Source organism: Aeromonas sp. R7-5, assembly GCF_040908015.1.
Lineage (GTDB): Bacteria > Pseudomonadota > Gammaproteobacteria > Enterobacterales > Aeromonadaceae > Aeromonas > Aeromonas caviae.
This window is the reverse complement of sequence record NZ_JBFOCZ010000033.1, coordinates 565,757-586,748: the sequence shown is the minus strand read 5'-3', so window position 1 is coordinate 586,748 and position 20,992 is coordinate 565,757. Positions and strand designations below refer to the sequence as shown.

Genomic DNA, 20,992 nt, shown 5'->3' with positions numbered 1-20,992 from the left:
TGGGCGCCGCGTTGCCGGGAAGGGATTCTATCAAAAGATATCTGGCTGGGGGGGCGTCATTGCCCATTAATCTCGAAGGCCGCCGGATCCCGAGGATCCGGCGGCCTTCCCATCAGAAGCCTGGCACCCCTTTCATGTCAGGCAGTTGGTGCGCAATCCCCTTGTGGCAGTCGATGCAGGTGTTGGCCCCGCTTGCCAGGTTGGTGGAGTGCATCTGGGCGGCCCGACGCCCTTGCAGGGAGAAGTCCATGTACTCGAAGTTGTGGCAGTTGCGGCACTCGCGCGAATCCGTCTCCTTCATCCGCTGCCACTCCCGCTCGGCCATCTCCCGCCGGTGGGATTCAAACTTCTCGCGGGTATCCACCTTGCCGGTGATCATGCCCCACAGCTCCTTGGAGGCCTGTACCTTGCGGATGATCTTGTAGGTCCACTCGTGGGGTACGTGGCAATCCGGGCAGCTGGCCCGCACGCCGGAGCGGTTGGCGTAGTGGATGGTGTCGCGGTACTCCACGAACACGTTGTCCTTCATCTCGTGGCAACCGGTGCAGAAGGCCTCAGTGTTGGACGCTTCCATGGCGGTGTTGAACCCGCCCCAGAAGATGACGCCACCGAAGAAGCCCATCAGCAGGATGACCCAGAGGGCCGCCTTCGACGGTGACTTGAAGGTGGTCCACAGACGCTTCACAAAGCCGGGTAATTTCATCTATGGGCTCCTCAGTTCAGCGCTTCAACCGGTTTAAAGGTATTGTTCACCAGCGGCTTGGCGTCCGCTTGCGGCACGTGGCACTGCAGACAGAAGTAGCGGCGCGGAGAGACTTCGCCCAGGGTCATGCCGTCGCGGGTCTCGAAGTGGGTGGGGCTTATCTTGGGGGCCTTCATGGCACTGGCGTTCTTGAAGCTGTGACAGGCCAGGCACTTGTTGACCTTGTTGTCCACTTCATAGTTGCGGGTGTCGTGGGGGATCAGCGGGGGCTGGTGCATGTACTGGCGATCGTAGAGGTCGCCATCCTTGCGAAAGTTCTTCAGAGGGGCCGCGTCGGCATCCGTTACCAGATCCGTGCTTCCCCGCTCCGACTTGATGCCCCCCGTGCTGTTGGTGATCTCGGGGACGGCCGCCATCAAGGAACCCGCCATCAGGCAGGCCAGCATTGCTCCAATCAGCTTCTTCATTATGTGTTCTCCGACGTTTTCTCTGCCTTGACGGCAAAACCTACAGTGATTTCAAAAACTTGCTCCGCGCAGACATCGATGCAACGGCCGCAGTTGGTACACTCCTGAGCCGCAATCAAGGGCCCGTGACCACGCCTGGCACCGTGAACGGGGCCGCGCAGGATGGGACGCTCCGGGCAGACCGCATAACAATCCATGCAGTTGCTGCACCGCTCGCGCCCCGAGGCTGCAATCTTGATGAACCCGACCCGGTTGACCAGGGCATAGAAGGCCCCCACCGGACAGAGGTGGCCGCACCAGCCCCGCTCCACCACAAAAAGGTCGAACAGGAACAGCACCGCCAGCAGGCCCCAGCCCGCCCCCATGCCAAACAGCAGGCCCCGCAGGGTGAGCGACACCGGATTGACCAGCTCCCACACCAGCACGCCTGTGATGGCCGGCGCCACCAGCACCATGGCCAGCAGCCAGTAGCGGGTAGCGCGGTTGAACTGACCATTGCCCTTGAGCCCGAGCCGCCCCCTGAGCCAGGCGGCGGCATCGGTGACCAGGTTGACCGGACAGACCCAGGAGCAGAACACCCGCCCCCCGACCAGCCAGTAACCCGCGAGCACCAGCCCGGCCCCGAGCCACAGGGTGGGGATGGGCCACTGGCCCGCCGCCACCGACTGCAACAGGGTCAGGGGATCCGTGAGGGGCACCGTCTCCAGCAGCAGGGAGCTGGAGAGGTTGCCCTTGAGGATCCAGATGCCCGCCAGCGGCCCCAGCAGGAATAGCCCCAGCACCCCGAACTGGCAAAGCCGGCGCATCAGCAGGAAGCGGTGGGCACGCCACCACCCCAGCCTGGCCGTGGCCTCGACCCCTGGATACCGACTCATAGACCCTCCGGTTTGCGGGTCGGCAGGGTGAGCCTGTCGCCGATGAGGGACTTGCCCGCCTTCGCCTTCTCTTCCCAGCCGAGCCGGTAGTGGTGGCCAATCTCTCCCTTGGCGAGCTGGCGAGGCACCACCTTGATGGCCGCCTCCTCCAGCACGCAGGCGTGCTCGCACTTGCCGCAGCCGGTGCAGAGATCGCTGTGCACCGTGGGCAGGAACATGGCGTGCTTGCCGGTGCGCGGGTTGTGCTGCAGCTCCAGGGTAATGGCCTTGTCGATGAGGGGGCAGACCTGGTAGCAGACGTCGCAGCGCAGCCCCAGGTAGTTGAGGCAGGTCTCGTGATCGATGAGCACCGCCACCCCCATCCGTGCCTGATCGATGTCGGTCATGCCCTGATCCAGCGCCCCGCTCGGGCAGGCCGCCACGCAGGGGATGTCTTCACACATCTCGCACGGGACGGCGCGCGCCTTGAAGTAGGGGGTGCCGGTGGTCACGGGTTCAAACAGCCGGGCGAGCTTGAGAGTGTCGTAGGGGCAGGCCAGGGCGCAGAGCCCGCAGCGCACGCAGGCGCCGAGAAACTCGGCCTCGTCGAGGGCCGCCGGCGGGCGCAGCGCCTGGGCAGGCACGGCCTGCACCTGCTGGCGCGCCATGCCGCCGAGCCCCACGCCAAGCAGGCCCACACCGCAGGCCCCCTTGGCCATGTCGGCCAGAAACTGGCGCCGACTACGACTCATCTCGCGCTCCCCCGCCTCAGGCCTTCATGACCTTGACGGCGCACTTCTTGTAATCCGTCTCTTTGGAGAGCGGATCGGTGGCGTCCAGGGTCAGCTTGTTGACCAGCTGGCTCGCATCGAAGAAGGGCATGAACACCAATCCCTTGGGCGGACGGTTGCGACCACGGGTCTCGACCCGGGTCTTCACCTCGCCCCGGCGGGAGGAGACGATCACCTCTTCCCCACGGCGCACACCGCGAGCCTTGGCATCTTCCGGGTGCATGAAGAGCACCGCATCCGGGAAGGCGCGATAGAGCTCGGGGACCCGGCGGGTCATGGTGCCGGTGTGCCAGTGCTCCAGCACGCGACCGGTGGAGAGCCACATGTCGTACTCTTTGTCCGGAGCTTCGGCAGCCGGCTCATAGGGCAACGCGAAGATCACCGCCTTGCCGTCGGGCTTGCCGTAGAAACGCACCCCCTCCCCCGCTTTCACATAAGGGTCAAACCCTTCGCGATAGCGCCACAGGGTCTCCTTGCCGTCCACCACAGGCCAGCGCAGGCCGCGGGCTTCGTGATACTGATCGAACGGCGCCAGGTCGTGGCCATGGCCGCGACCGAAGGAGGCGTACTCCTCAAAGAGCCCCTTCTGGACGTAGAAGCCAAAGTGCTCGGCCTCGTCGTTCAGGGCCCCCTTGCTCTGCTCTTTCGGGAACTGATTCACCTGGCCGTTGGCATAGAGCACGTCGAACAGGGTCTTGCCCTTCACTTCCGGCATCTTGGCGATGAGTTCGGCCGGCCACACCTCTTCCACGGTGAAGCGCTTGGAGAACTCCATCAGCTGCCACAGGTCGGATTTGGCCCCTTCCGGTGCCTTCACCTGCTGGTGCCAGAACTGGGTGCGACGTTCGGCGTTGCCATAGGCCCCCTCTTTCTCCACCCACATGGCGGTGGGCAGGATAAGGTCAGCCGCCTGGGCGGTCACGGTCGGATAAGGGTCGGACACCACGATGAAGTTGGCCGGGTTGCGATAACCGGGCAGCGCCTCTTCATTCATGTTCGGGCCGGCCTGCATGTTGTTGTTGCACATCACCCAGTAGGCGTTGAGCTTGCCGTCTTTCAGCATGCGGTTTTGCAGCACGGCGTGGTAGCCCACCTGCTCCGGGATGGTGCCTTCCGGCAGCTTCCAGATCTTCTCGGCGATGGCGCGGTGTTTGGGATCCGTGACCACCATGTCCGCCGGCAGACGATGGGCGAAGGTACCCACTTCACGGGCGGTACCACAGGCGGAGGGCTGGCCGGTCAGGGAGAAGGGGCCGGAGCCCGGCTGAGAGATCTTGCCGGTCAGCAGGTGGATGTTGTAGCAGAGGTTGTTGGCCCAGACGCCACGGGTGTGCTGGTTGAACCCCATGGTCCAGTAGGAGACCACCTTCTTGTCCGGATCCGCATAGATCTGGGCCAGCTTCTCAAGCTTGTCCTTGGGCACACCGGAGAGCTTGGAGACGGACTCCAGATCGTAATCTGCCACGAACTTGGCGAAGTCCTCGAAGCTCATGGGGGTGGAGTCGCCGCTGTCCGGGTTCTTGGCCTTTTGCTGCAGCGGGTTGGTGGGACGCAGGCCGTAACCGATGTCGGTCACCCCTTTGCGGAACTGGGTGTGTTTGTTGACGAACTCCCAGTTCACCTTGTCGTTCTGGATGATGTAGTTGGCGATGTAGTTGAGGATCGCCAAATCGGTCTGGGGGGTGAACACCAGCCCGTTGTCCGCCAGCTCGAAGCTGCGGTGCTCGAAGGTGGAGAGCACGTGCACCTGCACATCCGGGTGGGACAGACGGCGATCGGAGATGCGCGACCAGAGGATGGGGTGCATCTCGGCCATGTTGGAGCCCCACAGCACGAAGGCGTCGGCCTGCTCGATGTCGTCGTAGCAGCCCATGGGTTCATCCATGCCGAAGGTACGCATGAAGCCCACTACCGCGGAGGCCATGCAGTGACGGGCATTGGGATCCAGGTTGTTGGAGCGCAGGCCTGCCTTCATCAGCTTGGCGGCGGCATAGCCTTCCCAGACGGTCCACTGGCCGGAGCCGAACATGCCGACGGCGGTCGGGCCCTTCTCTTTCAGGGTCGCCTTGAACTTCTCGGCCATGATGTCGAAGGCCTGATCCCAGCTGATGGGGGCGAAGTTGCCGTTCTTGTCGAACTTGCCGTTCGTCATGCGCAGCATGGGCTGGGTCAGGCGATCCTCCCCGTACATGATCTTGGAGAGGAAGTAGCCCTTGATGCAGTTCAGGCCACGGTTGACCGGTGCATCGGGATCCCCCTGGGTCGCCACGACGCGGCCAGCCTGGGAGCCCACCAGCACGGAGCAGCCGGTCCCGCAGAAGCGGCACGGCGCCTTGTCCCAGGTGATGGCGGTCTTGTCGGTACTGGTGATCAGATTCGCCGCCAGAGTGGGGGCACTGACACCGGCCACGGCAGCGGCTGCCGCCACCGCATTGGCCTTCATAAAGTCGCGTCGACTCAGCTTCATGACATATCCTCGCATTGCTTAATCACATCAATGACAGCCATTGTGACGAGCCGCGCTGGCTCAGCTCCATGGCGCTTTATTCCTTTGCTCTGGGCTTTTCGTTCATCGAACGCAGACAACAGACCCGGCATCCCGTGTATTACCCGTGGCGGTCAGCGAACGACTCTTGCGCTTCTGCCACATGACGCCTTATTCCCCATCTTCGGCGTCCATTTCATCGAACTGGTGGTAGATCAGGGCCGCAGAGAGCACCCCGGGCAACCCCTGAATGGTGTCGATGGCCGCCATGATGGGGCGCTGGCTCGGCCCCTCCAGGGTCACCACCAGCTTGCCCTCCTCGCTGACGGCGTGGATCTCGGCCCCGTCCAGGGTCGCAATCCGCTCTGCCAGGGCGTGGCGCAGATCGGGCTGGGTCAGCACCACCAAGCTGGATACATGGAACTCTTCTCGCGTCATATCACCGTTTTCCAACTTGTTCGTCTCTTGGGTCATCGCGAAGCCTCGCCACGAGACAGACCGATGCTGATGCTGCCCACCGGGCAATCCGCCACGCAGGCCCCGCAGCCGTTGCACGACTCGGCATGGATGCTGGGGGTGGGTACGCGCCCCAGCCGGGGGGAAAAGCGGATGGCCTGCTGCTCGCAGCTGTCCTGACAGCGCTGGCAGAACACCTGGGCCGTGGCCAGACAACCCGCCTCGATATGGGCCACATACTCCCAGGGTGTCTGGGTTGTCGGCCTGAACACCGGCGCCTGGCAGGCGCTGACGCACTCGGTGCAGAAGGTGCACTCGCCGCGGTGAAAATCCACCGTGGGGAAGCCTCCGTCTCCCTTGATCAGGATCTGCTCCGGACAGGCCGCCAGACAGTCGCCGCAGCGGGTACAGCCGGCCACGAACTCGTCCCAGGAGACGGACCAGGGCAACTGGATCCCGGCCTTGGGGGCGTTCAGGCGTCCCCGAAACAGGCCTCTGCGTGACAAGTTGACCCCGTCGGTCATATCGACTCCTCTTTTCGGGGACGGATGCCCCCGCGCGGATCCCGTGACTGGCATTTTCAATACCAATTATAAGCGTGGGTGTATATTGCGGCCCTGACAAGTCAGGGGATATACCACCAGGGAGATAAACAGGGGGGATTCTTGCGCTGGATCAAACCCTTGGCGCAATTAGACACAGCAGGGGCAAGGTAAATTACCCCTATGTGAGGATTGATAATTAATCGAAGGTTATTTGAGGTGCGCGGCGGCTGTCAGCCGCCGATGGAGGCCAGGTGAGGGGTCATGCCTGCATTGCCTTCATGGAGGCGATGGGTGGCGGCCTTGCCGGTCAGCGCCTGGCGAATACGCCATTGCAGCGCCTCCTGCTGGCTGTCATCGGTGAGCAGATCCCGCAGTTCCACCCCATTGTCGCCAAAGAGACACAGGTGCAGCTTGCCCTTGGAGGAGACCCGCAGCCGGTTGCAACCGGCGCAAAAATCCTTGCTGTAGGGCATGATGAGCCCCACCCCGCCCCTCGAGTCCGGATGCGTGAACACCTGGGCAGGGCCATCATCCAGGCCGCGCAGCTGCTGCACCCAGCCGCTCTCTTGCAGGCGCTGCTTGATGAGTTCACCGCTGGTATGGTGATCGCGAAACAGGGCGTCCATCTCGCCGGTCTGCATCAGTTCGATGAAACGAAGCTCGATGGGTTTGTCCCGGATCCAGGCGAGGAATGTCTCGAGCTGATGATCATTGAGCCCCTTGAGCAGCACGGCGTTGATCTTGACCGACCGGAAACCTGCACTCAGGGCGGCGTCTATCCCCGCCATCACCTCCGCCAGCTTGTTCTCGCCGGTGATCTGGTGGAACTGACGGGGATCCAGGCTGTCGACGCTGACGTTCAGGGCCGTCAGCCCCGCATCGAACCACTCGCGGGCACGCTCCTTGAGGCGATACCCGTTGGTGGTCATGGCCACCTTCTCGATGCCGGGGGTATTGGCCACGGTCTCGATGATGGCCGTGAAGTCGCGGCGCAGGGAGGGCTCGCCTCCGGTCAGACGCACCTTGCGCGTCCCCATGGCCGCAAACCCGGAGACGACGCGACGGATCTCCTCCAGGGAAAGGAAGGACTGGCGCCCCTCACCATCTCCTTTCGGCGGGTGATAGCCGTCCGGCAGACAGTAGGTACAGCGGAAATTGCAGACGTCGGTGACCGACAGACGCAAATAGTAAAAGCGACGGGAAAAACCATCTTCAAGTGGCAACATAAACACCTTTCCAAATACGGGAGGCCAGGGCATTTCTTTCCTGACCCTTTCAGCTCGAACATCGGCTGACGGCGATCTCCCCCTATCTCAATGACTTAGGCAAAATCGCTCGGAGTTCATCTAGTTTTTCGATGCTAGCACAACTTGGAGTACACTCCCATGCTACTTTGTGGGGTCTTTGTGGGTGAAAAGGGAGCCGGTCGGCATGGGAAAATGGTTCAGAGTGCAGTCGGTCAGCAGCGCCATCGGTCGCTCCATGGTGCTGATCCTGTTCATGGCCAGCCTGATCGCCGTGGTGGCCATGGTCACCCTCTTCTATTCAGTTCCCGATGCCAAGGCCATCAACCTGTCGGGATCCCTGCGCATGCAGGCCTACCGCATGGCCTATGAAATCGAGAAGGATCAGGTCGTCCTCGGTCGGCTCGCCCAGTTTGAACAGACCCTTCATGCCCCCGAGCTGCAGGAGACCCAGCGCTGGATCACGCCCGCCTCCCTGCGCCGCACCTATGGTGAAGTCCTGCTGCAATGGCAAGTGATGCGCGAACACATCGAGAATGCCACCCCCAGCCGTTATACCGACAATACGGAACAGTTCGTCGCCGCCATCGATGACTTCGTCAACCAGATGCAGTACCACGTGGAGTTCAAGGTGCGCATGCTGGCCCTGGCAGAGGGGTTGGGTCTGCTCGCCATCATCACCATCGCCTGGTGCACGGTGCGCTTCACCCGCCAGCAGGTGGTGGCGCCCCTCAACCAGTTGGTCTATTGCGCACGCCAGATCCAGCGTCAGGAGTTCGATCTCACCCTGCCCCCCCACTGTGAGAACGAGCTGGGAGAGCTGTCGGGGGCCTTCGCGACCATGGCCGACGAGCTTGGCAAACTCTACCGGGAGCTGGAGAGCAAGGTGGAGGAGAAAACGGCCAAGCTGCAACAGGCCAACGACACCCTCTCCTTCCTCTATTCTACCGCCCAGAAACTGCACGCGGCGCCCCTCAGCCGCCGCACCCTGCAAAAGCTGCTGGAGCGGGCCGCCGCCCACCAGCACATCGAGTACATCCGCCTCACCCGCTTCGAGCACAATGCGATGCCGGTCTACATCACAGGTCGCAAGGGGTGGCCGGGGGATCTGGACGCCGTGGTGAGCTTCTACCTGCAGATGGATGACGAGGAGTACGGCCGGCTCGACATGATAAGCGACCACCCCATCGACGAGCGGCTGATGAAGAACTTCTCCATGTTGCTGGCCCAGGTGCTGCACAAGGATCAGACCCTGCTGCAGCACCAGCGCCTGCTGCTGATGGAAGAACGCGCCGTCATCGCCCGTGAACTGCACGACTCCCTCGCCCAGGCCCTCTCCTACCTGAAGATCCAGGCCACGCTGCTCAAACGCTCCTTCGCCAAGGGAGACAGGGCCAAGACCGAGGCAGCCATGGAGCAGATCGACGAGGGACTCAGCAATGCCTATACCCAGTTGCGCGAACTGCTCGGCACCTTCCGCCTCAGCATCGGCGATGCCAACCTGGGTGAAGCCATCGCGGTCATGCTCGAGCAGCTCAAACCCCAGACGCACGCCGACATCAGGCTCCAGTACGGACTGACGGACACCGACCTTGAAGCGGGGCAGCACATCCACATCCTGCAGCTGATCCGTGAGGCAGTGCTCAATGCCATCAAGCATGCCAGCGCGCGGCACATTGACGTTAGCTGTGAGACCCTGGCTGATGGTAACATCCAAGTTCAGATTGCAGACGATGGTGTTGGAATAAGGGGCGCAAGCTCGGCGGTGAATCACTACGGTCTCAGCATCATGAATGAACGCGCCAGCAAATTGCGCGGCCAGTTGACCATCAGTGAACCGCCCTCCGGGGGCACCCGCATACACCTGACCTTTCCCACCAGCCTAACAAGAGACGCCTGATGGACGAGATGAAATACAGTGTTCTGGTCGTGGATGACCATCCCCTGATGCGCAAGGGAATTGTGCAACTGCTGGAGTTGGAAGATAACATCGACGTGGTTGGCGAGGCCTCCAACGGCACCGACGCCGTGGCCATGGCCAAGGAGTCCGAACCGGACCTTATCCTGCTCGACCTCAACATGAAGGGGTTGTCAGGTCTCGATACCCTCAAGGCGCTGCGGGCCGAAGAGGTGACTTCCCGCGTGGTGATCCTGACCGTCTCTGACGCCCGCCAGGATGTGGTTGCCCTGCTCAAGGCAGGCGCGGACGGCTATCTGCTCAAGGACACCGAGCCTGACATGCTGCTGGCCCAGCTGGCTGACGTGATGACCGGCAAGCAGATCCTGAGCGAGCCGCTACGTCCCTATCTCGAGAACATCTACGAGCTGGACCACCTGCAGCAGAAGCTGGAGAGCCTGACCCGACGCGAGATGCAGATCATGCGTGAAATCGCCAAAGGGTTGTCCAACAAGCAGGTCGCCTCAGTGCTCCATATCTCCGAGGGAACCGTCAAGGTCCACGTCAAGAGCCTGCTGAAAAAGCTCGAGGCCCAAAGCCGCGTCGAAGCAGCCGTCATGTACCTGGAACAGCGCAACTGAGGTCCCGGCCTCCTGCCAGCAAGGGGTCACCATCCGTGCCTCCTTGCTGGCCCCCTCTTCCCCAAATGGCGCGGAACCCGGTGCTCTATTGAGTAGATGGATTATTATTTTCATGACATTGCACGGGAAGGAAACATCGACATGACCTTTGAGCAGATAGAGCTGGTCCAGAAAGCCTGGGGCAGGGTGAGCGCCCTGAACAACAGCTATGTCCAGGAGGTGTATGAAGAGCTGTTCAGATTGTCCCCCGAACTCAGGGCCCTCTTTCCCCCACATCAGGAGCTGCCCGTTGCCAAGGTGTCGGACACCCTGAACACCGTCATCACCAGCCTCTCCCAGCTGGATGCACTGGGTTTCATCATTCGCGATCTCGGCAGGCGTCACCAGCGATTCAACGTTCAACCCCACCAGTTTGCGCTGCTCAAACAGGCGCTGACCCAGGTACTGGCACGGCGTCTCGGCAGTGGTTTTACCCCGGCACTGGCACAGGCCTGGTCGCAGATGTATGACGAAATAGCCGCCCTGATGCTGGACGGCATGACACAGCACACCGAATTCACCACCTGATCCCCTGGCCTTTGCCCCCAATCGCTCAATGGGTCTGTAACAGGCATTTTGCATGAATCAAATTTGCAATATGCGAAAATAGACTCATTCTGCACACGGGGTATGTTCGGCGCCCTAACACCTCACCTGAATCCCTTTCGCACTGCCTTGCCTGCATTCGCGACATCAAATCACAATAGATTGATTTTAAATGGATATTAAAAATATCCACGGGAAATGACTCACCCCTTCGCCACGCCACCTCTCTCTGGCACGGTCACTGCATTGTCACATTCAGCAATGACTGATTAGGAGGATGGAACATGAAACTTCAACAACTGGCACTGTTCCCCTTGCCGTCCCACATTCTGCCCGGCGGCAAGCTCCCCCTTCGCCTGTTCGAGCCGCGCCACCTGCAGATGCTCAAGGAGTCCTTCCTCGAGGATCGGGGTTTTGGCATCGTGATGGAAGAGACCACCAGCACGGGTACCTGCGGACGGATTCTCCCGGTCGGAACCCGCGTCAAGGTGACTGATTTTTATACCCTCAACGACGGTTTGCTCGGGGTCACCGTGCTCGGCCTTGAACGCTTCTGCATCCACGAGATGGAAACGGATAGCGCAGGCCTCAGACACGCCCAGGTCGAGCCGTTGCCCAACTGGCCGAGTGCGGATTCTGATGTCAGCGACAACCAGCTGGTCAGCCGATTGAGAGAGGTCTTTGCACAATACCCGGAACTGGATGAGCTCTACCCGGACAAGCAGTTCGGCGATGCAGCCTGGCTCTGCCAACGCTGGCTCGAGATCCTGCCCATGCCGATCTATGAAAAACAGATGTTGATTGCCAAACAGAACAGTGAAGCGGCGCGCCAGTTCTTGCGTCGACTGATCGCACAGTGAGTCAAAGAGTGAGTCAACGGTTGGTTTGCAAAACGCGAATTTTCGGCACTGCATTCTTATAATGAAAAAATGATAATTGCATTTTGCAATCACGGTAGCGATAAATAACACACAACTCAGCTACAGGCCGCAAATAACAGGTTTTGAAAAGTTGGCACGACTTTTTCATATAAAACCGTACAACCCGATTTATCCCGTGCTCTCTTCAGTATTTGCTGAAGAATTGGTCAACCACCAGGTTGACCATTTTTTTTACCCAAAATCGGCCGGCATCACCTGCAATGGCGGAGCAGGCAGCTTCGCAGCCTGGCAAGACTGATGGGTTTGGCCAGAAAATCGTTCATGCCCTGGGCAAGGCAGCGGGCCCTGTCCTCCATCATGGCATTGGCCGTCAACGCGACAATGGGCACCTCGCACCCCATGTCCCGCAGGCGCCGGGTCGCCTCCAGCCCATCCATCTGCGGCATCCGCATATCCATCAGGACAAGGTCCGGCTGCTGCTTCGCCACCTGTGCCAGGGCCTCCAGCCCATTGCCTGCCAGCCTCACCCTGCACACCAGCTTCTGCAGCATCAGGGATACAACCAGTTGATTGACCGGACTGTCTTCCACCACCAGCACATCCAGCTCCAGTCTGGCGCACTCTTCACTGCCGGGGGCGGCTGCCGGAGCACAGGGAGAGGCCATCCCGGGCAGCTCGAACCAGAAGCAGCTTCCCAGCCCAGGCGTGCTCTGCACGCAAATGTCTCCCCCCATCAACTGCACCAGCCGCCTGCAGATGGCCAGTCCGAGCCCCGAGCCGGAGAAGCGGCGGGTTGCCGAACTGTCGACCTGATAGAAGGGTTCGAACAGCAACGCCTGATCCTCGGCGGAGATGCCGATCCCCGTGTCGCTGACCATGACCCCCAGCTTTTCCTCCTCCCAGGTCAACGCCAGACGCACGCTGCCGACGGAGGTGAACTTCACGGCATTGCCAAGCAGGTTGCCTATCACCTGGGAGAGGCGGACGGCATCCCCTTGGAGGCGTTCAGGGAGCGTCTCATCCAGATGCCAGTGCAGTGTGATGCCCTTGGCACTGGCCTGTGCCTGCAAGGGCTCCACCAGGGCACGGCACAGCTCGGCTGGCTGAAAGGGTTCACAGTGCAGGGTCAGGGTATGTGACTCTATTTTCGAGAAATCGAGCACGTCGTCGATGATGGTCTGCAACAGATGCGCAGAGTGGGTGGCATGGCCGATGAGGGTCTGTTGCGGAGTGTCGAGCCGGCCGTGCTGCAGCAGATCCAGCATCCCCAGCACGGCGTTCATGGGAGAGCGGATCTCGTGGGTCATCATGGCGAGGAACTGGGATTTGGCACGGTTGGCCGTCTCGGCATCGTCCCGCGCCCGCGCCAGCTCCTGCTCGCGGCGGATCTGGCTGCCTATCTCCCGCGCCGTGCCCCGATAGCCGAGGAAGCGGCCACCGGCATCATGGCAAGGCTCCGCATTGATCTCCATCCAGCAAGGCCCGCCCGCCAGCATCACCTGGGCCCGCATTCCCCGCACCGGCAGATGGTGGGCGATCAGGTGCCGGTAGTGGCTCCAAGCCGAGTCCTGCTTGTCGTGAGCAAAATCATAGAGGCTTCTCCCCGTCTGGCGGGCCAGCACTTCCCCCTGATAGCCAGGTGCAGAGACATAGCTGAGCCTGTGCTGGGGATCGGTCTCCCAGAACCAGTCGGAGGCCATGGCGGCAAAACTGCGAAAACGCTGTTCGCTGGCCTGCAGGGCCAGGGTCTTGAGGTCAACCTGTTCTTGCAGGCGGGCCCGATAGGCGATGTTGACCAGGGCCTGGGAGATGAGCGGGCGACAACGCTGCATCGCCGCCTTGCTCTTGAGATCGAAGGTGCCCGCCACGCTGTGCCGGCAGATGAGCACACCGGAAAACCCCGGTCCCTGCAAGCCTGTCATCATGACGCTGGCCCAGCCCGGCGCCCCCGCCAGCGGCGCCAGCTCAGGCAGTTGGGCGGGATCATAGATGACCAGGGTCTCCCCCTCGATGGCCCTGGAGAAGAGCGGTGTCAGCGACCAGGTCCGGCCCACCTCGTCCGGCTGGGTGCTCAGATGGGTGCTGCCCCCCACGGACTCCCAGGCGACCACGTCCGCCTGTTCGAATCCGATAAAGGGCTTGAGAGCAAGAATGAGGCTCTCCAGTACCTGCTCCAGACTCTGGGCCTGTGCCAGGGTCGCCACCCCGCACAGCAGGGCTTGGGACTCCTCCCGATATCTGGCCTCCCGCTCCCGGCAACGCATCAGCTCCACCAGCGTGGTTTGCAGTTTGTCGCCCAGGGTTTCGAGTTCGCTATTGCCTATCATCTTGAATCCAGCACAGTGTCAGCTCTCGAGGAAGATTACGCTCGACACCATGAGGTTGCCGTGTGCCAGCTCACCATGGGGTAATCGTCCCTGTTCACCGAATGTAAAGGGCGTGATGAAGGGGATCTCACCCAGCCTCTGACTGAATTGACTGACGATGTCCCCCAGCCTGTCCCCCAGTGCCAGCCGACAACCGGCACAAAACACCACCAGGGCGCCAAAGGGGCGCATATTGCTCGCCATGCCATATTCAGGCTCGATATTCACCGCATTCAGGCTGCGCTGCAACAACCCTTCCTGGCTGCTGTACATGAGCAGCAGCCGCTCTCCCAGTCGGGTTTCGGTAAAGAGGCGCAGCCCCTCCCGCGCCGTCACCGCCTCGGGATGGGAGAGCTTGTAGTAGGGCAGGTCATCGAGCATGCCGACCTGACGGGCCAGTGGCGAGAGCGTCGTCTCCCTGAGGATGGGGCCCACCGGCCAGGGCGTCGCACGCTCGGTCCAGCGACCATAGACCCGGGCCGCCGGCTCGTGATCGATGGTCAGCACCTCCCGCCCGTCTATCCCGGTAATGATGCCGCGACACTCGGTGGGTACATAGCCTGAGTGAAACTGGAACGCCAGTTGGCAGTCGGGGTAAAGCACCGCCAACACGCACCCTTGTGATCCCTCCCCTTCGTCCCAGCACAGCTGCCACTGCCCGGCCACGCCGTCGTCTGCCGCCGACCCGCCGACGACGGGAACGGTCGCGCCAAACTCGGCGTCGATCCCCGCGAGCACAGCCTCCTCCAGCCCCGGGCTGGTGTGCAGCAACACGAGCTGCGGCAGCTCTCCCGGTCGGCCACCATCGGCGATGGCGCGGCGCAGCAATGCCCGCACATCCGGTTGATCCCCCATCTGGCCAGCCACGCCATAGGCCCCCTTGTCATCATAAAGGGCGGCGACCGACAGGCTCCAGCCATGCCGACCATGATGGCCATCCTGGGTCAGGATGCCGCCGCAGGAGCTGCAACCGATCAGTCGGGTATCGGGAAAACGTGCCTTGAGCGCACGGCGCAGTTCCGCCGCCTCGTGTGCTTGGGTAAAATAGACCAGCAACAGCGATGGAACATGGGATGACTGGGCATGCAACCGCTCTGTAACTTGTTGGGCGGCCAGTGGGGTCGTCTCGGCAAGCGAGTGAGCCGTCAGGAAGTTCAACATCGTCTCCTAGGGGTACGGGATGCTGGCATCAAGCAAAAATCATACCCTTATCAAACAATTACCTGGCCATGGAGACTAGAATGGTGCTCACTGGCCTCCCACGGGATCACTGCATGTGGCAGAAAAATATCAATGACTTCGACCGGGTTGTCGCCATCGGCGGCGGGCACGGTATGGGCCGGGTGCTCTCTTCCCTGTCGTTCTTGGGATCCCGGCTGACGGGCATCGTCACCACCACGGATGATGGCGGCTCCACCGGACGCCTGCGCAAAAGCCAGGAGTGCATCGCCTGGGGGGATCTGCGCAACTGCCTCAACCAGTTGGTGACCACCCCCAGCATCGGTAGCCAGCTGTTCGAGCACCGCTTTACCGGCCGCGGCGAGCTCGCGGGCCACAACCTCGGCAACCTGATGCTGCTGGCCCTCGACAACCTCTGCGTGCGCCCCCTGGATGCCATCCGGCTCATCAGCGACATGCTGGAAATTGAACCCAATCTGCTGCCCATGTCCGAGCATCCCACCGATCTGTGCGCCCACACCGTCTGTGGCGATCAGATCCTGGGAGAGGTCTCCATCGATCAGCTCACCACACCGCCACGGGCCCTGAGCCTGAAACCGGTCGTACCCGCCACGCGCGAAGCGGTCGAGGCGCTGAGCCAGGCCGACATGATCATCCTGGGGCCGGGCAGCTTCCTCACCTCCATCATGCCTCCTCTGCTGCTGCGTGAGATTGCGGAGGCGATACGCAGCAGCCGCGCCATCGTCGTGTTCATCAGCAATCTGGTGGACGAAGAGGGTCCGGCAGGCCAGTTGTCACTGTCCAGTCAACATCGTTGGCTGGAAGAGCGGATAGGCAGCGGCCGGATCGATGCCATTCTGGCTCCCGAGGGCCCCCAGGTACCCGAGCTGCAGCACTGCCTCGTTCGGGCCGAGCTGGGTGAAGCGGCCCTCCCCCACCGCCACGACCGCCTCAAGCTGCGGCTGGCACTCGACACCGTGATCCTGAGCAGGCTTGGCGAGCGCGACATGGCGGGCTGATGCCCTTCTGGATCAGTGAAACTGGGCCAGATGGGTGAAGACCTGGGGCAGGGAGTACTCCAGCTCAGCCAGCAGTCTGCCGGCCTCTTGCTCATCTTCCCGGCGACAGGCGGACTCCAGACCCATCACCTGCTGATAGCTGGGTTTGGCGCCATAGCTGCCACAGGACGATTTCATGCTGTGGGCAACACGCGCCAGGGCTGACCAGTCCCGCTGCTCAAAAAGCGGTCTTAATTGGGACAACTGCTCGCCTACCTCTTCGACAAACACCGAGATGACGACCGGCATCATCTCGTGACCGATATCATCTGCCAGTTGTCGCAGCACTTTCTGATCCAGCCACTCCATCTTCTCTTCCCTATGATGGTATTCAAACAGACCACAATATAGCGGACCCACAGCCCCGCTGTCACCCGCCCTTCGGGCATGCCCGTATCGCTCCGGATGCTCTTGGGACACCAGAATGTGAGCAGCTTCAAGTTATCGGTATGTCAGCCAGAATGGAGAGAGATAAAGGTTGTCACAAAATTAACATTAAAGTAACAATACAACCCATGAGAATGATGCGGCTCAGCAACACCTCTCTCATCCCTTTTTGCCTGTATGGCTGCTGCGAAGAACCAGGGTAGACATCTACCCTGGTATTTTTTATTTCTGGTTCAACAAGTTGGCTGCATTGCCATATTCCAGCTCACCCAGCCTGAACAGGCAGAACTCCCCGGGCACCATCTTCACCCAATTCTCGTTGCCGGTGAGCGGCCGGGTGGCGATCAGGGTCACCACATCGTTCGGCGTGGTTTCACTCTGAAAGTCGATGGCCACATCCTCATCCAGCAGACGGGCTTCGCCAAAGGGAGCCCTGCGCGTCAACCAGTAAAGGTTGTTGCTGCAATAGGTCATCACGAACTCTCCGTCCGACAGCAGCATGTTGAACACCCCGAGCCCGCGCAGCTCGTCGCACAGGGTCGCGAGGTAACGGAACATAGCGGGGAAATTTGCCGGCCGTTTGGGGTACTTGTGCTCCAGCCTGTCGAGCAGCCAGCAGAAGGCGTGCTCGCTGTCGGTGTCGCCGACCGGACGGTGGCGCCCGGTCGGCAGCTTCTTGTAACCGGTCAACTGGCCATTGTGGGCAAAGGTCCAGTAACGGCCCCACAGTTCGCGGGTAAAGGGGTGGGTGTTTTCCAGGGAGACACACCCCCGGTTCGCCTGCCGGATATGGCTGACCACGGCACGGCTCTTGATGGGCAGTGCCTGGACCAGCTTGGCGATGGGAGACTGGGCACTGGGTTCGGGATCCTTGAAGGTGCGAAAACCCCGCCCCTCATAGAAGGTGATCCCCCAGCCATCCTTGTGGGGACCTGTCTTGCCTCCCCGCAGCATCAGCCCGGTAAAGCTGAAGCAGATGTCGGTCGGCACATTGGCACTCATGCCGAGCAGTTCGCACATATACCATCCACTCCCTGAATATCTTGACTCTGGTTTCGTCAATCAACCGTCACGGCTGGACGAGAGGGCCGGGATGGTCGCCCATCACCCCCTCTCAATCCCGGATCGTTGATTACTTGGCCATCTCTTTTTCAACCAGCTGGATCAGGATGTGGATCACCTTGATGTGCACTTCCTGGATGCGGTCGGCATAACCGAAGTGCGGCACACGGATCTCCACATCGGCCAGACCAGCCATCTTGCCGCCGTCCTTGCCGGTCAGGGCAATCACCTTCATCCCTTTGGCATGGGCCGCCTCGATGGCTTTGAGGATGTTGCCGGAGTTGCCGCTGGTGGAGATGCCGAGCAGCACGTCACCACGACGGCCGACGGCCTCCACATAGCGAGAGAAGACATAGTCATAGCCAAAGTCGTTGGAGACGCAGGAGAGGTGGCTGGGATCGGAGATGGCGATGCCGGCATAGCCTGGGCGGTTCTCGCGGTACCGACCGGTCAGCTCCTCGGCAAAGTGCATGGCATCGCAGTGGGAGCCGCCGTTGCCGCAGGAGAGTACCTTGCCTTCCTGCTTGAAGGAGTCGGCGAGCAGCTTGGCCGCCGCCTCGATGTTTTTCAGATTTTGCTCATCTGCCAGGAACGCCTGAAGCACGCTGGCAGCTTCGGTCAACTCGTTGCGGATCAGTTCTTGGTACATGGTTTTTGAAATCTCGTCGTCCAACATAGGGTGGCGGCATTGTCGCACAAGCCAGTCCAATCGTCGCCCCCCGCCCGCCAAGATGGGGCGGGCAGCGCGTTATGCCGATCACAGAGCTAAGGTAACAGGCTTGTAAACAGCTTGATAAGTTTGTGCGTATGAATTACAACAGGGGCCATATCCAACAGGTCAGACCTCTGGATCAGTTAACGCCAATTTCCCAACCTCGGCAATTCATGCAAGGAGCAAACAATGACGACGACCCTCACTCTGCTCGGGGTGATCCTGGTGATCGGCGCCATGGCCTATCGCCGTGCGTCCCTGTTCACCGCCACGCTTGCCACGGCCGCCGCCCTGGTCGCCGGCACCTTCTATGGCCATGTGCCCCTGTTGGTGTGGGCGCTGTTCGCGGTGATAGCCCTGCCCCTCAATCTGGTGGAGTTTCGCCGCAACCAGCTGACCAAGCCGCTGTTCAAGATCTACAAGTCCATCATGCCGGAGATGTCCCGAACCGAGAAGGAAGCCATCGAAGCGGGGACGACCTGGTGGGAAGCGGATCTGTTTGCCGGCAACCCGGACTGGAAGAAGCTGCACGCCATTCCGGTGAGCACCCTCAGCGCCGAGGAGCAGGCCTTCATGGACGGCCCGGTTGAAGAAGTGTGCCGCATGGTCAACGACTGGGAAGTGACCCACGAACGTGCCGATCTCTCCCCCGAGGTGTGGCAATACCTGAAGGACAACAAGTTCTTCGCCATGATCATCAAGAAGAAATATGGCGGGCTGGAGTTCTCCGCCTACGCCCAGTCCTGCGTGCTGCAAAAGCTGTGCGGCGCCAGCGCCGTGCTCGCCTCTACCGTCGGCGTTCCCAACTCCTTAGGGCCGGGTGAGTTGCTGCAACACTACGGTACTGACGAGCAGAAGGATTACTACCTGCCCCGTCTGGCCGTCGGCAAGGAGATCCCCTGTTTCGCCCTGACCAGCCCGGAAGCAGGTTCTGATGCGGGCTCGATTCCCGACTTCGGCATCGTCTGCAAAGGCGAGTGGGAAGGGGAAGAGGTGCTCGGTATGCGCCTGACCTGGAACAAGCGCTACATTACCCTGGCTCCTATCGCCACCGTACTCGGCCTCGCCTTCAAGCTGCGTGACCCTGACCACCTGCTGGGTGAGGAAGAAGAGCTCGGCATCACCTGCGCCCTCATTCCGACCCACATCAAGGGAGTCGACATCGGTCGCCGCCACTTCCCGCTCAACGTGCCGTTCCAGAACGGCCCGACCCGCGGCAAGGACGTGTTTGTACCGCTCGACTTCATCATCGGCGGTCCGGCCATGGCCGGTCAGGGCTGGCGCATGCTGGTGGAGTGTCTCTCCGTCGGCCGCGGCATCACCCTGCCCTCCAACAGCACGGGCGGCGTCAAGATGCTGGCCCTGGCCACCGGAGCCTACAGCCGCATCCGTCGCCAGTTCAAGCTGCCGATTGGCAAGATGGAAGGGATTGAAGAGCCGCTGGCACGCCTGGGTGGCAACGCCTACATCATGGGCGCCGCCGCCAAACTGACGGTCACCGGCATCGATCTCGGTGAAAAACCCTCGGTCATCTCCGCCATCGTCAAGTACCACCTCACCGACCGCGCCCAGAAGTGCATCATCGATGCCATGGACATCCATGGCGGCAAGGCCATCTGCATGGGGCCGAACAACTATCTGGCCCGTGGCTATCAGGGGGCGCCCATCGCCGTGACCGTCGAAGGAGCCAATATCCTGACCCGCAGCATGATCATTTACGGTCAGGGAGCCATCCGTTGCCACCCCTACGTGTTGCCGGAGATGCTGGCCGCCAGCCACCCCGACAAAGAGCAGGCGCTGAAAGATTTCGACAAGGCGATGTTCAACCACGTGGGCTTTGCCATCAGCAACCTGGTGCGCAGCTTCTGGCTGGGGCTGACCGGTGCCCGCTTCGCCGCCGCGCCCTACAAGGATCAGACCAAGGGCTACTATCAGCAGCTCTCTCGCCTCTCCGCCAACCTTGCCTTCCTGTCAGACATGGCGATGGGCACCCTGGGTGGCGAGCTCAAGCGCAAAGAGCGGGTCTCTGCCCGCCTTGGCGATGTGCTGAGCCAGCTCTATCTGGCCTCCAGCGCCCTCAAGCGCTATCAGGATGAAGGACGCCAGCAGGCCGACCTGCCGCTGCTGCACTGGGCACTGCAAGACGCCCTGTTCAAGGCTCAGGAAGCGATCGACGAGTTGCTGCGCAACTTCCCGAATCGCTGGATTGGTCTGGCCCTGCGCGCCATCGTGCTGCCCCTTGGTCGCGACCTGAAGCGACCCTCCGACAAGCTCGACAGCCAGGTGGCCCGCCTGCTCCAGGTGCCAAGTGCCACTCGCAGCCGTCTGGCCGAGGGCCAATATCTGACGCGCGAGGAGGGCAACCCCTTCGGGCTGCTGGAACAGGCGCTGGACGATGTGCTGACCGCAGAGCCGCTGTTTGACAAGGTGTGCAAAGCCGAAGGGAGCAAACGCCCCTTCACCCAGCTCGACAAGGTGGCAGAGGCGGGCCTGAGCCTCGGTGTCATCAACCAGGCCGAAGCGGACCTGCTGCGGCGCGCCGAGGAGAGTCGCCTTCGCACCATCAACGTCGATGACTTCGATCCCGTCGACCTGGTGGCCAACAAGGCACTGTTTGAAGCCTCCGCCTATCACAGGGCAGCTTGATGCCTCTGATGCCAGAACGCCTCCCTTGTGGAG

At 61.5% G+C, this 20,992-nt stretch carries 19 protein-coding genes and 1 riboswitch; of the genes, 6 read left to right on the top strand and 13 right to left on the bottom strand.

Going from position 1 to position 20,992, the window contains the following annotated elements; translation table 11 throughout:
* Positions 1-112 precede the first annotated feature (112 nt).
* The 8 genes from AB5Y53_RS18170 to moaA form a co-directional block, all read right to left on the bottom strand.
* Positions 113-703: a cytochrome c3 family protein gene (locus AB5Y53_RS18170; RefSeq protein ID WP_010674159.1), complete on the bottom strand. Its 591-nt coding sequence runs from the start codon at positions 701-703 to the stop codon at positions 113-115.
* Positions 704-714: 11 nt separating this feature from the next.
* Positions 715-1,170 (bottom strand): nitrate reductase cytochrome c-type subunit, encoded by a 456-nt coding sequence (locus AB5Y53_RS18165; protein ID WP_041212738.1) that lies wholly within the window; start codon positions 1,168-1,170, stop codon positions 715-717.
* Entirely contained in the window at positions 1,170-2,045 is an 876-nt protein-coding gene (napH, locus tag AB5Y53_RS18160) for a quinol dehydrogenase ferredoxin subunit NapH (protein ID WP_368182778.1), read from the bottom strand. Before napH ends, AB5Y53_RS18165 begins: the two co-directional genes overlap by 1 nt.
* The gene (gene napG / locus AB5Y53_RS18155; protein ID WP_368182776.1) at positions 2,042-2,776 is read right to left on the bottom strand and encodes a ferredoxin-type protein NapG; all 735 of its coding nucleotides are present in this window, start codon (positions 2,774-2,776) and stop codon (positions 2,042-2,044) included. Before napG ends, napH begins: the two co-directional genes overlap by 4 nt.
* Positions 2,777-2,792: 16 nt before the next feature.
* Positions 2,793-5,282, bottom strand: coding sequence for a nitrate reductase catalytic subunit NapA (gene napA / locus AB5Y53_RS18150; RefSeq protein ID WP_368182773.1), 2,490 nt, complete (start codon positions 5,280-5,282; stop codon positions 2,793-2,795).
* 189 nt (positions 5,283-5,471) lie between these two features.
* The gene (locus tag AB5Y53_RS18145; RefSeq protein ID WP_010674154.1) at positions 5,472-5,774 is read right to left on the bottom strand and encodes a chaperone NapD; all 303 of its coding nucleotides are present in this window, start codon (positions 5,772-5,774) and stop codon (positions 5,472-5,474) included.
* Complete coding sequence (napF, locus tag AB5Y53_RS18140; RefSeq protein ID WP_223916397.1) at positions 5,771-6,280, bottom strand: ferredoxin-type protein NapF; 510 nt, start codon at positions 6,278-6,280, stop codon at positions 5,771-5,773. Before napF ends, AB5Y53_RS18145 begins: the two co-directional genes overlap by 4 nt.
* 251 nt (positions 6,281-6,531) lie before the next feature.
* A complete protein-coding gene (gene moaA / locus AB5Y53_RS18135; protein ID WP_010674152.1) occupies positions 6,532-7,527 on the bottom strand; it encodes a GTP 3',8-cyclase MoaA in 996 nt (331 codons plus the stop codon).
* Positions 7,515-7,654: riboswitch (molybdenum cofactor riboswitch) on the bottom strand. (Overlaps the previous gene by 13 nt.)
* Before the next feature lie 78 nt (positions 7,655-7,732).
* Between moaA and narQ the strand changes: the two genes are divergently transcribed.
* The 4 genes from narQ (at position 7,733) to AB5Y53_RS18115 (ending at position 11,528) form a co-directional block, all read left to right on the top strand.
* On the top strand, positions 7,733-9,445 hold the full coding sequence (gene narQ, locus AB5Y53_RS18130; protein WP_041215515.1) for a nitrate/nitrite two-component system sensor histidine kinase NarQ: 1,713 nt from the start codon (positions 7,733-7,735) through the stop codon (positions 9,443-9,445).
* Positions 9,445-10,083, top strand: a complete 639-nt coding sequence (gene narL / locus AB5Y53_RS18125; RefSeq protein WP_039038841.1) for a two-component system response regulator NarL — start codon at positions 9,445-9,447, stop codon at positions 10,081-10,083. Before narQ ends, narL begins: the two co-directional genes overlap by 1 nt.
* Positions 10,084-10,224: 141 nt before the next feature.
* A complete protein-coding gene (locus AB5Y53_RS18120; RefSeq protein WP_039038868.1) occupies positions 10,225-10,650 on the top strand; it encodes a globin domain-containing protein in 426 nt (141 codons plus the stop codon).
* 302 nt (positions 10,651-10,952) lie between these two features.
* Positions 10,953-11,528: an LON peptidase substrate-binding domain-containing protein gene (locus tag AB5Y53_RS18115; protein ID WP_368182770.1), complete on the top strand. Its 576-nt coding sequence runs from the start codon at positions 10,953-10,955 to the stop codon at positions 11,526-11,528.
* A gap of 272 nt (positions 11,529-11,800) precedes the next feature.
* Here AB5Y53_RS18115 and AB5Y53_RS18110 read toward each other — a convergent pair whose 3' ends face one another.
* On the bottom strand, positions 11,801-13,876 hold the full coding sequence (locus AB5Y53_RS18110) for an ATP-binding protein (RefSeq protein WP_368182769.1): 2,076 nt from the start codon (positions 13,874-13,876) through the stop codon (positions 11,801-11,803).
* Between the two features lie 18 nt (positions 13,877-13,894).
* Positions 13,895-15,076 (bottom strand): FIST signal transduction protein, encoded by a 1,182-nt coding sequence (locus AB5Y53_RS18105; RefSeq protein ID WP_041215518.1) that lies wholly within the window; start codon positions 15,074-15,076, stop codon positions 13,895-13,897.
* 113 nt (positions 15,077-15,189) lie between these two features.
* Here AB5Y53_RS18105 and yvcK point away from each other — a divergent pair, with 113 nt between their 5' ends.
* On the top strand, positions 15,190-16,113 hold the full coding sequence (gene yvcK, locus AB5Y53_RS18100; RefSeq protein WP_029314269.1) for a uridine diphosphate-N-acetylglucosamine-binding protein YvcK: 924 nt from the start codon (positions 15,190-15,192) through the stop codon (positions 16,111-16,113).
* A 12-nt stretch (positions 16,114-16,125) separates the two neighbouring features.
* Here yvcK and AB5Y53_RS18095 read toward each other — a convergent pair whose 3' ends face one another.
* The 3 genes from AB5Y53_RS18095 to lpcA form a co-directional block, all read right to left on the bottom strand.
* A complete protein-coding gene (locus tag AB5Y53_RS18095) occupies positions 16,126-16,461 on the bottom strand; it encodes an Hpt domain-containing protein (RefSeq protein ID WP_368182767.1) in 336 nt (111 codons plus the stop codon).
* A 300-nt stretch (positions 16,462-16,761) separates the two neighbouring features.
* Complete coding sequence (locus tag AB5Y53_RS18090; protein WP_043154215.1) at positions 16,762-17,559, bottom strand: class II glutamine amidotransferase; 798 nt, start codon at positions 17,557-17,559, stop codon at positions 16,762-16,764.
* Positions 17,560-17,671: 112 nt separating this feature from the next.
* Positions 17,672-18,250: a D-sedoheptulose 7-phosphate isomerase gene (lpcA, locus tag AB5Y53_RS18085; protein ID WP_049636345.1), complete on the bottom strand. Its 579-nt coding sequence runs from the start codon at positions 18,248-18,250 to the stop codon at positions 17,672-17,674.
* 252 nt (positions 18,251-18,502) lie between these two features.
* On the opposite strand from lpcA, the gene fadE reads away from it, so the two are divergent.
* On the top strand, positions 18,503-20,959 hold the full coding sequence (gene fadE, locus AB5Y53_RS18080) for an acyl-CoA dehydrogenase FadE (RefSeq protein ID WP_323943529.1): 2,457 nt from the start codon (positions 18,503-18,505) through the stop codon (positions 20,957-20,959).
* Positions 20,960-20,992 lie beyond the last annotated feature (33 nt).

Coding starts and splice junctions, on each gene's coding strand:
- AB5Y53_RS18145 (WP_010674154.1), bottom strand. CDS start 5,774: ATGACCCAAGAGACGAACAAGTTGGAAAACGGTGATATGACGCGAGAA.
- AB5Y53_RS18120 (WP_039038868.1), top strand. CDS start 10,225: ATGACCTTTGAGCAGATAGAGCTGGTCCAGAAAGCCTGGGGCAGGGTG.
- narQ (WP_041215515.1), top strand. CDS start 7,733: ATGGGAAAATGGTTCAGAGTGCAGTCGGTCAGCAGCGCCATCGGTCGC.
- AB5Y53_RS18105 (WP_041215518.1), bottom strand. CDS start 15,076: ATGTTGAACTTCCTGACGGCTCACTCGCTTGCCGAGACGACCCCACTG.
- fadE (WP_323943529.1), top strand. CDS start 18,503: ATGACGACGACCCTCACTCTGCTCGGGGTGATCCTGGTGATCGGCGCC.
- AB5Y53_RS18170 (WP_010674159.1), bottom strand. CDS start 703: ATGAAATTACCCGGCTTTGTGAAGCGTCTGTGGACCACCTTCAAGTCA.
- napA (WP_368182773.1), bottom strand. CDS start 5,282: ATGAAGCTGAGTCGACGCGACTTTATGAAGGCCAATGCGGTGGCGGCA.
- narL (WP_039038841.1), top strand. CDS start 9,445: ATGGACGAGATGAAATACAGTGTTCTGGTCGTGGATGACCATCCCCTG.
- napH (WP_368182778.1), bottom strand. CDS start 2,045: ATGAGTCGGTATCCAGGGGTCGAGGCCACGGCCAGGCTGGGGTGGTGG.
- AB5Y53_RS18115 (WP_368182770.1), top strand. CDS start 10,953: ATGAAACTTCAACAACTGGCACTGTTCCCCTTGCCGTCCCACATTCTG.
- lpcA (WP_049636345.1), bottom strand. CDS start 18,250: ATGTACCAAGAACTGATCCGCAACGAGTTGACCGAAGCTGCCAGCGTG.
- moaA (WP_010674152.1), bottom strand. CDS start 7,527: ATGTTGCCACTTGAAGATGGTTTTTCCCGTCGCTTTTACTATTTGCGT.
- AB5Y53_RS18110 (WP_368182769.1), bottom strand. CDS start 13,876: ATGATAGGCAATAGCGAACTCGAAACCCTGGGCGACAAACTGCAAACC.
- napG (WP_368182776.1), bottom strand. CDS start 2,776: ATGAGTCGTAGTCGGCGCCAGTTTCTGGCCGACATGGCCAAGGGGGCC.
- AB5Y53_RS18095 (WP_368182767.1), bottom strand. CDS start 16,461: ATGGAGTGGCTGGATCAGAAAGTGCTGCGACAACTGGCAGATGATATC.
- AB5Y53_RS18165 (WP_041212738.1), bottom strand. CDS start 1,170: ATGAAGAAGCTGATTGGAGCAATGCTGGCCTGCCTGATGGCGGGTTCC.
- yvcK (WP_029314269.1), top strand. CDS start 15,190: ATGTGGCAGAAAAATATCAATGACTTCGACCGGGTTGTCGCCATCGGC.
- napF (WP_223916397.1), bottom strand. CDS start 6,280: ATGACCGACGGGGTCAACTTGTCACGCAGAGGCCTGTTTCGGGGACGC.
- AB5Y53_RS18090 (WP_043154215.1), bottom strand. CDS start 17,559: ATGTGCGAACTGCTCGGCATGAGTGCCAATGTGCCGACCGACATCTGC.